This window comes from Gluconobacter roseus (assembly GCF_046058915.1).
Lineage (GTDB): Bacteria > Pseudomonadota > Alphaproteobacteria > Acetobacterales > Acetobacteraceae > Gluconobacter > Gluconobacter roseus_A.
On the sequence record NZ_CP175538.1, the window covers coordinates 845,573 to 861,769 of the forward strand.

The 16,197-nt window shown below is 61.7% G+C and carries 6 protein-coding genes and 1 pseudogene; 3 read left to right on the forward strand and 4 right to left on the reverse strand.

Annotated features, from left to right (window positions below; all coding sequences use genetic code 11):
- Positions 1–431: 431 nt before the first annotated feature.
- Positions 432–2,651: a TonB-dependent receptor domain-containing protein gene (locus ACJ2A4_RS03965; protein WP_228124094.1), complete on the forward strand. Its 2,220-nt coding sequence runs from the start codon at positions 432–434 to the stop codon at positions 2,649–2,651.
- 278 nt (positions 2,652–2,929) lie between these two features.
- Positions 2,930–5,293: a glucose/quinate/shikimate family membrane-bound PQQ-dependent dehydrogenase gene (locus ACJ2A4_RS03970; protein ID WP_408873703.1), complete on the forward strand. Its 2,364-nt coding sequence runs from the start codon at positions 2,930–2,932 to the stop codon at positions 5,291–5,293.
- Positions 5,294–5,359: 66 nt separating this feature from the next.
- Here ACJ2A4_RS03970 and ACJ2A4_RS03975 read toward each other — a convergent pair whose 3' ends face one another.
- Positions 5,360–6,721: an ABC1 kinase family protein gene (locus ACJ2A4_RS03975; RefSeq protein ID WP_408873704.1), complete on the reverse strand. Its 1,362-nt coding sequence runs from the start codon at positions 6,719–6,721 to the stop codon at positions 5,360–5,362.
- Between the two features lie 8 nt (positions 6,722–6,729).
- Positions 6,730–8,550 carry a M3 family oligoendopeptidase gene (locus ACJ2A4_RS03980; RefSeq protein WP_408873705.1) on the reverse strand — a complete coding sequence of 607 codons (1,821 nt, stop codon included), beginning with the start codon at positions 8,548–8,550 and terminating at the stop codon, positions 6,730–6,732.
- Between the two features lie 110 nt (positions 8,551–8,660).
- Between ACJ2A4_RS03980 and ACJ2A4_RS03985 the strand changes: the two are divergent.
- Positions 8,661–9,794 (forward strand): annotated as a pseudogene (locus ACJ2A4_RS03985) (acyltransferase family protein).
- A gap of 6 nt (positions 9,795–9,800) precedes the next feature.
- Here the strand turns inward: ACJ2A4_RS03985 and gltB are convergent.
- Together gltB and ACJ2A4_RS03995 are read right to left on the reverse strand one after the other, a co-directional pair.
- Complete coding sequence (gene gltB, locus ACJ2A4_RS03990; RefSeq protein ID WP_408873706.1) at positions 9,801–14,321, reverse strand: glutamate synthase large subunit; 4,521 nt, start codon at positions 14,319–14,321, stop codon at positions 9,801–9,803.
- Positions 14,318–15,757, reverse strand: coding sequence for an NAD(P)-dependent oxidoreductase (locus ACJ2A4_RS03995; protein WP_408873707.1), 1,440 nt, complete (start codon positions 15,755–15,757; stop codon positions 14,318–14,320). The genes gltB and ACJ2A4_RS03995 overlap by 4 nt, the downstream gene beginning before the upstream one ends.
- Positions 15,758–16,197: the final 440 nt, after the last annotated feature.

Sequence of the window (16,197 nt, forward strand, 5' to 3'; positions counted from 1 at the left end):
ATTCCGTAAATAAAAATCATTCCGTATGAATACGGATTGTCTATTAGTAATTATATGAAAAAACATTCTCTTTATTATTCGAATGTCGCTGCGAAGAAGTGATGTATTAATGAAACAGAACGACAAAAATACATAAATTCGCCAATAAAAATGTTGTTTTGTTTCATTTTCATGACCTAGCGTGACTCACAGGATTTACATCGACGAAAATTAGGACCACCCCGTGCAGTCAGATCTGGGGCGAAATCTGTTATCCGGCGTTGCGTTGATCGGCCTTCTGATCAGCTCTGCATGCCGAAACCACCGACCACGCCGAGCATAAAACGCATCCGCATCGTGCGACTCACGCAAATCACGCCCGCACTACGGCTCCGACGCATCGCGCGCCTGCCCCCCGCAAGCACACGGAAGTCAAATCCGGCTCCGAATCCATGACCGTCCATGTGCGCCGCAGAGGCTCTCACAGTGCGGTGGAAGTCGTGTCGCGCGAAACGATGGACCACTTCGTCGCCGGCACCAGCCCGATGCAGATTCTCGCCCTGACAACACCGGGCGCAAACTTCGCCTCCGATGACGCTTTCGGTCTCGATACGGTCGCCAACACCCTTTACGTCCGCGGCTTCAACCAAACCCAGCTCGGTGTCTCGCTCGACGGCATCCCGATGGGCGGCCAGGGCTTCCACAACTGGAACGGCCTCGGCGTCGACCAGATGGAAATCCAGGAAAACATCACCAGCCTGACCATGTCCCAGGGCGCAGGCGCACTGGAAACCCCCTCGGCCCAGACCCTCGGCGGCGCCATCACCTTCACGTCTTCGGACCCGTCCGACAAGGCCGGCGGCCAGATCAGCCAGCTCTTCGGCAGCTATAACGGCTTCCGCACCTATGGCCGGGTGGACAGCGGCAAGCTGAACTCCAGCGGCACGAAGTTCTACGCCGCCTATGCCCGCACCGCTCAGGATCTGTGGAAGGGCTATGGCGACCAGCAGGAACAGCAGGCCAATTTCAAACTGGTCCAGCCCGTCGGTGACCGCGGCAAGATCACGGCCGTCTTCGACTACTCGAACTTCGCGCAGTACAACTATCTCGGCCTGACCAAGAACATGTGGCAGAAGATGGGACGCAACACGACCTATCTGAAACCCAATTACGAACTCGCCAAGCAGTACGCCTATTACGCCCAGAACGGTGGCGTCCCCGCCGGGCTCGAAGGCGTGCTCTCCAATGACGAAATCGGCGATTACGCCTATGACGGCACCCAGACCCAGAGAAACTACCTCTCGGCCATCACGGGTGAATTCCAGCTCTTCCCGAACGTCACGTCCAAGACAATCGCCTACGCGCATGTCTCGAACGGCGATTACAGCGCGACCAATCCGTTCCTGATCTCGCCGAGCTCACAGGTCCCGATGGCCATGGAAACCGGCCATCCCGACGTGCGCCGTCTGGGCTTCGTCCAGAACTTCGACATCCATGCCGGCCACAACAACGATATCAAGACCGGCATCTGGTACGAGAACGACCGCTTCAACTACCCGATGATGATGTATGAGGACGGCGTCAACACGCCGCATTCCTCCATCGCCGACTTCAAGAACGGCACCACCTGGTGGTCTGACTCCTTCAACACCAATACGTTCCAGTTCTACCTGCAGGACACCTACCAGATCATTCCGGGTATGACGGTTGAAGCCGGCTTCCGGTCCCTGCTGCAGACCACCCACGGCGGCACCAGCGTCGACAACACGAGCTCGCTGTCCGAATGGGGCGTGTATTACAGCCACCCCGCCTCCGGGAACCTGACGGCCGCGAACGCCTTCCTCCCGCATTTCAACTTCGACTACCACTTCCTCAACCAGCACGAAGTCTATTTCGACATTGCTGAAAACATGCGCGCCTATGACTACTCGGCCCAGAGCTCCAGCGGCTCCCCGTGGTCAGGTCTCGGAAGCGCCTCCAACCCCGCACAGACCGTCTTTGACGAGAACAAAAAGTCCCTGCGCCCCGAGCGGACCTGGAACTACGTCGTCGGCTACCGCTTCAACTCCCACTTCTTCTCCGGAAGCGCGGATTTCTACCACACCGACTATTACAACCGCCTTGCAGCTATCACGAGCGGCTCAACGGGCAACACCTACAGCTCGTTCATGAATGTGGGCCGTGAGACCATGAACGGTGCAGACGTCGCCGGCACGCTCCGCCCCCTGCCCGGTCTGGCCATCACCAACAGCTTCAGCTGGAACGATGCCACCTATGAAGACTCGCACCTGCCCTATAACGGCGGTTACGTGAGCATCAAGGGCAAGCGTCAGGTCTACTACCCGAAGTTCATGTACAAGGCTGACGTGAGCTACACCTGGCACCACGCAACCTTCAACTTCAACACGACGTACACAAGCGCACGTCAGATGACCTACACCAACGATGAGCAAATTCCGGCCTACTGGACGTCAAACCTCAACGTTGCCTACGATTTCGGCAAGGTCGGCTTCGCCCAGAGCCTCAAGACCTCTTTCGGAATCTCCAACCTCTACAACCAGAACTATATCGGCGGCGTCTATGGCGCAGCCTCGGTCGCCGGTGACGACAACGCCAACCTGTTCGTCGCCGCCCCGCGCGAGTTCTTCGGAACGATCGCAGCCCAGTTCTGATCCGACCTCCGCGATCCGGTGCCTCTCACAGGCGCCGGATCCGGCCACCCGGTCAGCCCCTCACATAACGACAAAACATATCACATACATCTTGTGACATTATGTTTACCGTTCTGTTATCTACGCTCATATCAATGTTATATTTCACATAAGCGCAGACATGCCATTCATCGCACTGATCAATCCTGGTCCAAGGATCCCAGTACGATGGACACCCGATCACCTCGCCTTTCTTTCTGCAGCTGTCTGGCGTCTCCCACCAGTGGAGACACCCTCCAATGAACAGCGCACCCCGCATCCTTCCGATGATCATCGGACTTCTTGGCGCCCTCATGGCCGCCTTCCTGATCATCGAAGGTGTACGCCTTATCGTCCTCGGCGGCTCATGGTTCTATGCCCTCGCCGGCATCGCGCTCGCCGCCAGCAGCGTCTACATGATCCGTCGCAGCATCCTCTCGACATGGATCGCCCTCGGCCTCCTAATCGCAACGATCCTGTGGTCGCTCGGGGAGGTTGGCATCAGCTTCTGGCCCAGCTTTTCCCGTCTGATTGTGTTCCTGTGCGTCGCCCTGATCGCGACCCTCATGACACCCTGGCTCAGCGGCCCCGGCCGGCGCTATTTCACCCGCCCCGTCATGGGCATCACATCCAGCGCCCTCGGCGCCATCATCGTAGCCTTCCTCGCCGGCATGTTCCGGGTCCACCCGAGCATCGCCCCGCAGGACACCACCCACCCGCAGGAAACCGCGTCCACCGCCGACTCCGACCAGCCAGGCCATGACTGGCCCGCCTATGGCCGCACGGCGTCCGGCACGCGCTACGCCAGCTTTACGCAGATCAACCGCGACAATGTCAGCAAGCTCCGCGTCGCCTGGACCTATCGCACTGGCGACATGGCGCTGAACGGCGCCGAGTTCCAGGGCACCCCCATCAAGATCGGCGACACGGTCTATATCTGCTCGCCGCACAACATCGTCTCGGCCCTCGACCCCGACACCGGCACGGAAAAGTGGAAGTTCGCCCCCCACGCCCAGACGAAAGTCTGGCAGCGCTGCCGCGGCGTCGGCTACTGGCATGACAGCACAGCCACGGACGCCAACGCGCCCTGCGCCTCGCGCATCGTCCTCACCACGATCGACGCCCGCCTCATCACCATCGACGCCCGCACCGGCCAGGCCTGCACGGACTTCGGAACGAACGGCAACGTCAATCTCCTGACCGGCCTCGGCCCGACAGCCCCCGGCTCCTACTACCCGACCGCCGCCCCCCTCGTGGCGGGTGACATCGTGGTTGTCGGCGGCCGCATCGCCGATAACGAGCGTACCGGTGAGCCCTCCGGCGTTGTCCGCGGCTATGACGTCCGCACCGGCGCACAAATCTGGGCCTGGGACGCCACCAACCCGCATCGCGGCACCACACCGCTGGCCGATGGCGAGATCTACCCCGCCGAAACCCCCAACATGTGGGGCACCGCCAGCTACGACCCGAAGCTCAACCTCGTCTTCTTCCCGCTCGGCAACCAGACCCCCGATTTCTGGGGCGGCGATCGCAGCAAGGCCTCGGATGAATATAACGACGCCTTCGTAGCCGTGGACGCCAAGACCGGCGACGAACGCTGGCACTTCCGCACCGCCAACCACGATCTCGTGGACTACGACGCCACTGCCCAGCCCATCCTGTACGACATCCCGGATGGCCATGGCGGCACCCGCCCGGCGGTCATCGCCATGACCAAGCGCGGCCAGATCTTCGTGCTAGACCGTCGCGACGGCACCCCGATCGTGCCCGTGGAAATGCGCAAAGTCCCGCAGGACGGCGCACCGGAACACCAGTACCTCTCGCCCGTCCAGCCCTATTCCGCCCTCTCAGTCGGAGCAGAGCGCCTGAAGGCCAGCGACATGTGGGGTGGTACGATCTTCGACCAGCTCCTGTGCCGTATCCAGTTCGCCTCCTACCGCTATGAAGGCGAGTTCACCCCCGTCAACGAGAAGCAGGCCGCGATCATCTATCCGGGCTATTACGGCGGCATCAACTGGGGCGGCGGCGCCGTGGATGAAAGCACCGGAACGCTGCTCGTCAACGACATCCGCATGGCGCAGTGGGGCAAATTCATGAAGCAGGAAGAAGCCCGCCGCAGCGGCTTCAAACCCAGCTCGGAAGGCGAATATTCCGAACAGAAGGGCACCCCCTGGGGCGTCGTCCGCTCGATGTTCTTCTCCCCCGCCGGTCTCCCCTGCGTGAAGCCACCCTATGGCACGATGAACGCCATCGACCTGCGCAGCGGCAAGGTCAAATGGAGCATGCCACTCGGCTCGATCCAGGACATGCCTATCCACGGCATGGTCCCTGGCCTCTCCATCCCGCTCGGAATGCCGACCATGAGCGGCCCGCTGGCCACCCATACCGGCCTGGTGTTCTTCTCCGGCACGCTCGACAACTACGTCCGCGCGCTCAACACCGATACCGGTGAAGTCGTCTGGAAAGCCCGTCTCCCCGTCGCCTCACAGGCCGCTCCCATGAGCTACCTATCCGACAAGACCGGCAAACAGTACATCGTCGTCACCGCAGGCGGCCTGACCCGCTCCGGCGTCGACAAGAACCGCGGCGACTACGTCATCGCCTACGCCCTGCCCTCCGAATAAGAGCGCAGACGCAAAAAAGGGGCGCTTCCCGCAAAGGAAGCGCCCCTTTTCATGACCGGAAAACCCTCAGAGCGAAGACAGCGCCGGCGGCACCTTCGCCTTCGCCAGAGCCTCCTTCTGACGCTGCGCCAGCACATTCACGTCGAAGCCCTCGATCAGCTCCTCGAACATCCGATGCCAGTTCAGCCGCGCTTCCAGACGCAGGAACGCGCTTCCAAGCCCGATCGCCGAACGGTCCATCAGCACGAACTCACGCGGCAGCTTCACACCGCCCGTGCGCTTCAGCCCGTCATAGACCTTTTCCAGAACCTGACGCGCTTCGGCCGGATCATTGCTCTCCTGCATGGAGCACACCTTGTCCGTCATCAGTGGCCGGTAGAAGAACTTCGCCCACTCATTCAGGATATTCGCCGTCTCGCGCGAAATGCCCTGAAAGCCCCATTTGCTGTACGCATGGAACGCCAGTTCCTCGTTGTTCTCCCGCAGCGCCGTGAACAGGTCGATGACCCCTTCCACAAAGCGCGGCGAGAAAATCCGAACAGCCCCGAAATCCAGCAGATTCAGCCCATAATCGTCCCGCACGGTGAAATTGCCCATATGCGGGTCACCGTGAATGACGCCATAGCGATAGACCGGCGTGTACCAGGCCTTGAACAGTGCCGTCGCCATCGCATTGCGATCTTCCTGCGGCAGGTTCTGGTCCAGAACGGCCCGCATGCTGCGCCCGCTCACCCAGTCCATCGTCAGCAACCGCCCGGTGGAGAGCGCCTCGACCGGAGCCGGCACCGTCACTTCGGGCGTATCCGCAAGCATGTCCCGGTACAGGCGCAGATGGCTTGCCTCACGCCGGTAATCCAGCTCCTCGCGCAGCCGGTCCGCCAGCTCGGTATAAACCTCGTCCTGACGGATCGCGGTCTCGAACTGCCGGTAAATGCCCAGCGCCGCCCGGAACTGCCGCAGATCCGAATCCACGGCCGCCTGCATGTCCGGATATTGCAGCTTGCACGCGACTTCGCGCCCATCGACCAGCCGCGCCCGATGCACCTGCCCGAGCGACGCTGCCGCCACGGCCTCATGACTGAAGGAGCGGAAATGCTTTTCCCAGCCCGCCCCAAGCTCGGCCTGCATACGCCGGCGCACAAAGCTCCAGCCCATCGGCGGCGCGTTGGACTGCAGATGCGCCAGCTCGTCGGCATATTCTTCGGGCAGTGCGCCGGGAATGGTCGAGAGAAGCTGGGCCGCCTTCATCAGTGGCCCCTTGAGATTTCCCAACGCGGATTTCAGGCCCTCTGCATGAACGCCCTTATCCGTCTTGAAGCCCAGACGACTGCCCGCCATCCGCGCCGCAATGCCGCCGACCGCGCCGGAGGTCCGCGCCATGCGACGCAGCTCCCCCATGAGACCGGTGTTGTCGAGATCCCTCGCCATGATGCTCCTCAGTCCTCCTGCTCGAGCTGATCAATCAGCCCCGAGATCACATCCAGTCCTTTACGCCAGAAACCCGGATCTGTCGCATCAAGTCCGAAAGGAGCGAGCAGTTCCTTGTGACGCAGCGTCCCGCCCGCTTCGAGCATGGTGCGGTATTTCGCAGCAAAACCCTCAGGCTTTTCCTGATAAACGCCATAAAGCGCATTCACCAGACAGTCCCCGAAAGCATATGCATAAACATAGAACGGCGAATGCACGAAATGCGGAATATACGACCAGTAGAGGTCATAATCCGGCGTGAAATGGAAGGCCGGCCCCAGACTCCGGACCTGAACCTCACGCCAGATTTCGCCCAGACGCTCCGGCGAAAGCTCACCCTTCGCCCGCTCGTCATGCACTTTCACTTCAAACTGGTAGAACGCGATCTGCCGGACCACCGTATTCAGCATGTCCTCGACCTTCGCCGCCAGCATGTGACGACGGCGCTTCGGATCGCTCTCCGCATCCAGCAGCGACTGGAACGTCAGCATCTCGCCAAACACCGATGCCGTCTCCGCCAGCGTCAGCGGCGTATCGGCATTCAGATAACCCTGCTTCTGCCCCGCCAGCGTCTGATGCACGCCATGCCCCAGCTCATGCGCCAGCGTCATCACGTCACGCGGCTGCCCGCGATAGTTCATCAGGATATACGGATGCACCGACGGCACGCAGAAATGGGAGAACGCCCCCGAGGACTTCCCCGCCACAGGTGCCGCATCAATCCAGGGATGCGTCAGGAACCGGTTCACGATCTCGCCCAGACCCGGATCAAACCCGGCATAGGCGGTCCGCACGATCTCCTTGCCCTGCTCCCAGTCGATCTTCCGCGCTTCAACACCCGGAAGCGGCGCATTGCGGTCCCAGTGCTCCAGCTTTTCCAGCCCGAGCCACTTCGCCTTGAGCGCATAATACCGGTGCGCCAGCCGCGGATAGGCCTCGTCCACCGCGCCCACCAGCGCATCAACGACCTCGTCCTCGACCATATTCGCCAGATTGCGCGAGCTCGTCGGACGCGGATAACCCCGCAGCTTGTCCCCGATCGCCTTGTCCTTGGCGAGCGTGTTGGTCATCATCGTCAGCAGACGCGAGTTCTCACCCAGAACCGCACTGATCTGCTGCGCCGCACCCTCGCGCTTCTCACGATCCGCATTCGTCAGCAGATTGAATGCCTCACCCAGCGGCTTTTCCTCACCGTCGATCGTGACACTCAGCGTCGCCATCGTCTCGTCGAACAGCCGGTTCCAGGCATTCCGCCCCGTCACCGACTTGTCCATCAACACCTGCTCGACCTCGTCGGAGAGCTGATACGGCCGGTACATCCGCAGATCCCTCAGATACGGATCCCATTTGCGCATTTCCTGCGCCTCGCAGATCCGCGCCAGAACCTCGTCCGGAATCCGGTTCAGCTCCAGCGTGAAGAACATTAGATCGGAGGCCACCTCCGTCATCCGCTCCTGCACGCCCTGCGCAAACCGCCCCCAGACCGGATCGGTCGTATGCGCCGCAAAGCCAAGACTGGAGAAAGACCCGATCTTCCCCAGGCCCTCCTCAATCGCCTCATACTCCGCAAACGCCTTCGCAAGCTCTGCGCCGCTCAGAGTCTCCAGACGCCCCTTATACGTTTCGCAGAAACTGCGCGCCGCCCCGGCCCAGCGATCGAAATCGGAAGCCAGAACCGGATCTTCCGGCGAGGCATAAAGATCGGAAAGATCCCAGCGTGGAGGCGTCTGCTTCCCGGAGGATGAATGCGAGGACGAATACGGCGTGCCGTCAGCGGCAGAAAAGAGCATGGTCATATCCTGACCTTAAACCCACAATCCCCCCCGTCAAACGGGATGTTGATGACAAATCCGTAGTGTAAAACCACGACAAAGCCCCAACCCGGATCTTCCCCCGCTTCATGCAGCCATACCCCTCCCAGGCATCAGCGCACCTGACATCCTTTGAAAACCTGCGAAAGCGGATCGCAGGCCCCGATCTGGTCCGCACCGTCGCCCTCCTCGACGTCCTGATCTATCATGAAGGAAGCCTGTTCTGCTCATGGTGGCACCGGACCGTGCCCGCGCATCTGGCGGTTCTCGGCTTCCACGGCGTGATGCTGTTTTTCGTCCTCAGCGGCTTTCTGATCGGCACGATCATGCTGGACCTGCTGGAGCGCGGAACGTCCCTCAAAGGCTGGGGCATCTTCCTGATCCGCCGCTGGCTGCGCACCCTTCCCGCCTATTATTTCTGGCTGTTCGCGTTGCTGATCCCGCTCGCCTATTTCGGCCCCTATGGCGTACCGTGGGATGAAGCCCGCCACGTCCTGCCCTGGTACCTGACCCTGACCCAGAATCTCGGCTGGCCCATGGTCTCCGGCTGGTACGGCGTCACATGGTCGCTCTGCGTGGAGGAATGGTTCTACATCGCCTTCCCCGCCCTGCTGCTCACACTTCTCGCCTGCCGCCTGAAACCCGCGACAGCTCTGGGAGCCACCCTCGCAGCGTTCTTCATCGTCCCGCTCTGCTGGCGCCTGTCCCTGCCTGCGGACGCCAACTAGAACGAAGTCACCAGCAAAATCGTCCCCTGCCGCTTCGACTCCATTGCCTGGGGCATCGCCGCAGCCTGGCTTTACCGGTGCAGACCAGCCCTGACCCGCTACAGCACGATCCTCGCCGCCCTCGGCACCGCAATCATCCTGACAGTCTGGTGGAGCAGCACGGGAGGCCCCGCGCCATGGTCCTCCCGCTTCGGTGCGATGGCTTCATTCGACATTGTGGGACTGGGCTATGCGCTCTGCATGCCCGCCATGATGCAGGTGCGAACCCTCCCGCCCCTGATCGCCCCGGCAATCCGCAGCATCAGCACACACAGCTATGCGGTCTATCTGTGCCATTTCCCGCTGGTGATGATGGCCGGCGACCTTCAGGTCCGCTACGGCCTCGGCCGCAGACACGCCGTGATCTTCACAATCCTGACCACAATCGGCTGCGCCATTCTCTCATGGCGCCTCGTGGAACGCCCCTGCCTGAAACTCCGTCCCAGGCAGGGGTAACGCGCCTCAGGCCGAAAGCTGCGACAGGTCTTCCTGAACATAGCCGATGATCCGCGCATAATCGCGCGGAACAATATGCCAGAAGCCTTCCAGTGTCCGCTCCCAGCAATGCAGCAGATCCGCGGCATAGGTGCTGCCCGTTTCCGCCACATGCCGCTCCACAAGCGCCCGAAGCTCCTGATCCCAGCGGCTGCCGGCCTGCACACGGTTCCAGATCACCGTATCGGGGTTGATCTGCGCCTCAAACCGCCCCTTCACGTCCAGCACATAAGCCATGCCCCCCGTGAAACCGGCGCCGAAATTGTCGCCCGTCTCCCCAAGGATCACGACCGTTCCGCCGGTCATGTATTCGCAGCCATTCGAGCCACAGCCCTCGACCACAGCCGTCGCGCCCGAGTTGCGCACCGCAAAGCGCTCACCCGCCTGCCCGGCCGCAAACAGCGCCCCCGCCGTCGCCCCGTACAGGACCGTATTGCCGATGATCGCGCTCTGCTCGGACGCCCATTGCGCGGCCGGTGACTTGCGGACAACAATCGTCGCTCCCGAAAGTCCCTTGCCGACATAGTCATTGGCATCGCCCTCGACCTCGATCTTGAGCCCCTGCACACCGAACGCCCCCAGAGACTGCCCGGCAGACCCCCGCAGCGACAGCGTAAGCTGCCCCTCCGGCAGCTCCTTCATGCCGAATTTGCGCGTAATCAGCCCCGAAACCCGCGTCCCGATCGCACGATGCGTGTTCTGCACCGTGTAATGCAGATGCAGCTTCTCCCGACGCTCGAACAGCGCCGTCGCATCCGGGATGATCTGCCCGTCCAGCGTCTCGGGAACCTCGTTGCGCCCCTCACGGGTGCAGAACCGCGCATGACCACCCGGATCCGCCTGAACCAGCAGCGAGTTCAGATCCAGATCATCCAGATAATCCGCACCGCGCGACACCTGACGCAGCATATCCGTCCGCCCGATCACCTCTTCAAGCGACCGCACACCCAGATCCGCCAGAATATGCCGGATGTCTTCCGCAATCAGCGTGAACAGTTTGATAACCTTCTCAGGCGATCCCCCGAACTTCTCCCGCAGCTTCTCATCCTGCACACACACACCCACCGGGCAGGTGTTGGAATGGCACTGACGCACCATGATGCAGCCCATCGCCACGAGCGCGGCCGTACCAATGCCGAACTCTTCCGCCCCCAGCATCGCCGCCATGACAACGTCACGACCCGTCTTGATGCCCCCATCGGTGCGCAGCACCAGACGATGACGCAGCCGGTTCAGCATCAGCACCTGATGCGCCTCCGACAGCCCCATCTCCCACGGCAGACCCGCATAATGGATCGAAGACTGCGGGCTCGCACCCGTCCCGCCCGAATGGCCGGAAATCAGGATCGCATCCGCCTTGGCCTTCGCCACACCAGCCGCGATCGTGCCAATGCCCGTCCGCGCCACGAGCTTGACCGTCACGGTCGCCGTCGGATTGATCTGCTTGAGATCGTAAATGAGCTGCGCCAGATCCTCGATCGAATAGATATCATGATGCGGCGGCGGCGAAATCAGCGTCACCCCCGGCGTCGCATGACGCAGACGCCCGATCAGCTCCGTCACCTTGAAGCCCGGAAGCTGCCCGCCCTCGCCGGGCTTCGCACCCTGCGCCATCTTGATCTCGATCTCGCGGCAGTCATTCAGATATTGCGCGGTCACGCCAAAACGCCCGGACGCCACCTGCTTGATCGCCGAAGACGCATTATCCCCGTTCGGACGCGGCTTGGACCGCTCGGCATCCTCGCCACCCTCACCGGAATCGGACTTCGCGCCGATCCGGTTCATGGCAATCGCCAGCGTCTCATGCGCCTCGGGGCTCAGCGCGCCCAGCGAAATCCCCGGCGCCACCAGACGACGGCGGATCTGCGTGATGCTCTCCACTTCGTCCACCGGAACCGGCGCATGAAGCGGCTTGAAATCCAGCAGATCGCGCAGCGCCACGGGCGGCATCTGACGCACCGCATCCGCATAACGCCGGTACAGCGTAAAGCTGTTCGCCGTCACCGCACTCTGGAGCATATGCACAAGCTGCCCGGAGAACGCATGCGTCTCACCCTGACGACGCAGCTTGTAACGCCCACCGACAGGCAGCGCCTCAACCTTCCGGTTCCACGCCGCCGCATGCGCACCCAGGATATTGCGCGCAATCCCCGGCAGACCAATCCCCGAAATCCGCGACGGCATGCCCGGGAAGAACTCCGCCACCAGCGCACGGGACAGTCCGATCGCCTCGAAATTATACCCGCCACGATAGGCGGAGATGATCGAGATGCCCGACTTGGACATGATCTTGAGCAGACCCTTGTCCACGGCCTTGCGATACCGCTCCATCGCCTCACGCAGCGACATCTTGCCAAACAGCCCGCGCCGCAGCCGGTCCGCCACGCAATACTGCGCCAGCGCCGGATTTACCGTCGTCGCACCCACACCAATCGTGACAGCAATCGCATGAACGTCGATCGCCCCGGACGTCCGCACGTTCAGCGACGTAAACGTCCGCAGCGAATTGCGCACCAGATGGATATGCACGGCCGCAGTGGCGAGGATCATCGGAATCGCAACCCGCGTCGCATCCGTATTGTCATCCGTCAGGAACAGATGCGTGCACCCGCCACGGACATGATCCTCAGCCTGCGCCCGGATGGACGCAATCGCCGCCCGCAGACCTTCCTCGCCCTCTTCGGCAGGGAAGGTGCAATCGATCACACCCGCATTCTCGCCACAGACCTTCAGCAGTTCATCAAACTCACCGATCGTGAGAACGGGGCTCGGCAGCTGCAGCAGATCGCACTGCTCCGGCGCCTGATCGAGAATATTCCCCAGATTGCCCAGCCGCGTGACCAGGCTCATCACCCGCGTCTCACGCAGCGAATCAATCGGCGGGTTCGTCACCTGGCTGAACCCCTGACGGAAATAATGCGCCAGCCCGCGATAGATCGTCGACAACACCTGAAGCGGCGTATCATCGCCCATCGAGCCCAGAGCCTCGGCCGCATTCTCCACCATCGGGTGCAGAATGGTCTCCAGTTCCTCATGCGTCAGACTGACCGCCACCTGATGCCGCCGCAGCAGATCCGGATCCAGCGCCTCGGGCTCAACCACATCCCGCACAATCGGCTCGATATCGCGGATCCGCTTCACCCAGCCCCGGAAATCCTGACGCGACGCCAGCATCTCCAGAAGCTCCTCGGACTGGTAAAGCCGCCCCTCCTTCAGATCGAGCGCCAGCGTCTGCCCCGGGCCAAGCCGCCCGCGGCTTTTGACCCGCGCATCCGGCACCCGCACCATCCCGGTCTCGGACCCCACAATGAGCAGACCATCCTGCGTGATGCTGTACCGCAGCGGACGCAGACCCGCCCGGTCCAGCCCCGCCACAACCCAGCGCCCATCCGTCGCACACAAAGCTGCCGGACCATCCCAGGGCTCGATCACCGCATTGCAGTACCGGAACAGCGCCCGCGCCGCATCCGACATCGCGGAGTTCGCACCGCCCGACGCCGGCACCAGCATCGTCTTCGCCATCGGCGCATCCCGCCCGGCAAACGTCAGCAGCTCGAACACATTATCCAGCGCCGCCGTATCCGAACCCGCCGCCTGCACGACCGGCTTGAGATCCGCCATGTACGGATCCAGCTCCGGATGCGCGAGCCGCGTCTCATGCGAACGCATCCAGTTCGTATTGCCCGAAATCGTGTTGATCTCGCCGTTATGCGCCACCTTGCGGAACGGCTGGGCCAGCTTCCAGGTCGGGAACGTGTTGGTCGAATACCGCTGGTGATAGATCGCAAACCGCGAGACAAACCGCTCATCCAGCAGATCCGGATAGAAGTCCGTCAGGTTCTCCGCCAGGAACATGCCCTTGTAGATCACCGAGCGGCAGGACATCGAACACACATACAGATCAACCTGCTGCGCCGTCGCCTGCTTCTCGATCCGCCGGCGCAGCACATACAGGTCACGCTCGAACTCGTCCTCGGACCGGCCAAGCCGGTTGCGGATCATGATCTGCTCGATCTCCGGCCGCGTCTGGTTGGCCTTCTCGCCAATGCAGGCCGTATCAATCGGCACCTGACGCCAGCCATAAATCCCGTAACCGAAGTTCAGGATCTCCGTCTCGATGATCTGACGGCCCCGCTCCTGCGACCCCAGATCGGTCTTGGGCAGGAACACCATGCCCACCGCAATGCGCCCGTCGATCGTATCGTCGCTGGAGCCGTTATGGATCGCCTCGGCAAAGAAATCCTGCGGGATTTCCACATGAATGCCCGCGCCATCGCCGGTCTTGCCATCCGCATCGACCGCACCGCGATGCCAGATATTGCCCAGCGCCTCGATACCCGCCTGAACCACACTGCGCGACGGCTTGCCATCGAGCGAGGCGACCAGACCCACACCACAGGAATCGCGCTCCTGCGACGGGTCATACAGCCCCTTCAGCCGTTCGACGTTCTCGGCATACTCGCGGATGAAATCATTATTCTGTGTCATTCCGCGGCCTCCAGAGCACCGGTCGTTGTTTCAGTCAGATGATGATGGATCGCATCGGCCGCATCCCGGCCATCCTTGATCGCCCACACAACAAGGCTCGCACCGCGCACGATATCGCCCCCGGCAAACACACCCGGCAGGCTCGTCTCAAAGCCCCCCGGCGGCACCGTCAGCGTGCCCCAGCGCGTCACAGCCAGTTCAGGCTCATTGAACTGCCCCGGCAGATCCTCGGGATCAAAACCCAAAGCCTTGATGACCAGATCGCCCTCGATCACGTCATGCTGCCCCGTGCCCTCGATAGACCGGCGCCCCGACGCATCCGGAGCCCCCAGCCGCATCTTCAGCACCCGCACGCCCGACACGCTGCCATCGCCCAGAAATGCTTCCGGCGAGCCCAGCCATTCGAAATGCGCGCCCTCTTCCTCGGCATTGTAAACTTCCTGCCGCGACCCCGGCATGTTCGCCCGGTCCCGACGGTAAACACAGGTTACCCGCTCGGCACCCTGACGGATCGACGTGCGCACGCAGTCCATGGCCGTGTCACCACCACCAATGACCACAACCCGACGCCCCTTCGCATGAAGCGCCGCGTCCTCGCCCGGATCTTCGTCATAGCCACGACGGTTCGACGCCGTCAGGAAGTCAATCGCATCGACAACACCCTCAAGCCCGGCCCCCGGCACCTTCACATTGCGCGAGCGATACACACCCGTCGCCAGAAACACCGCATCATGCCGCGCCCGCAGATCCTCAAGCGACGTCTCCCCTTCGCCCGAACCAACAGGCGTGGAGAGATGGAACACGATCCCCTGCTCTTCCAGCAGCGCATGACGCCGCGCCACCACATGCTTCTCCAGCTTGAAGCTCGGAATCCCGTAAGTCAGCAGCCCGCCCACACGGTCCTGACGCTCATAGACATGAACCTCATAACCCTGCGCCCGCAGCCGCTCCGCACAGGCCAGACCCGCCGGCCCGGACCCCACGATCCCGACACTCCGCCCCAGATCCCGATCCGGAAGCGCAGGCTTTACCCAGCCCTGCTCGAACGCATTTTCGGTAATAAACCGCTCGACAGCCCCGATCGTGACGCTCTCAAAGCCCTTGTTGATGACGCAATTGCCTTCGCACAGCCGGTCCTGCGGACAGATCCGCCCGCAGATCTCCGGAAACGTATTCGTCGCGGACGACATCTCATACGCTTCCTCCAGCCGGTCCTCAGCCGTCAGCTTCAGCCAGTCGGGAATGTTGTTCCCCAGCGGACAATGCACGGAGCAGAACGGAATCCCGCACTGCGAGCAACGCGACGCCTGCTCTTCCGCACGGCTGCGCGCGAACCCACGGTAAATCTCCCCGAAATCCTGACGGCGTTCAGCCGCATCGCGCTTCTCGGGAAGCACCTGAGGGTGGGTGACGAACTGCAACATGCGTTCGGCCATGCGTCGTGTCTCCTGCAAAACATGCCCGCCCGACCACAAACCCCGGACGCACATCAGACCTATCCGAATGCAGCTATTCCGTCACTTTATCCAATAACAGTCAGTGACACTGACCTTTCAGGAAGATTATCCCATCTCAGCCTCAGGAACAGGATTTTTCATTCAATTTATTAGGACCAATTCGGACCAATCGCGCTCAATGTCCGCGTCAATCCGTCAATCGAGGACACATTGGTCCTGTCCTGCAACCGCTACGCCTCACCCGTTCCCTCATAGGGACATCCCGGCAATACATTTTCTATTGCCATTGCGGCCACGGCTGCTGATCGTAGATCTGCAACTCAAAATCCGACATATGCAGTCTGTTTTTGACATTCCTGGTCATGATCTGTCTTTTTTTTGATGTAATCGCTCACCTGCTGATCCGTCATGGCATATCT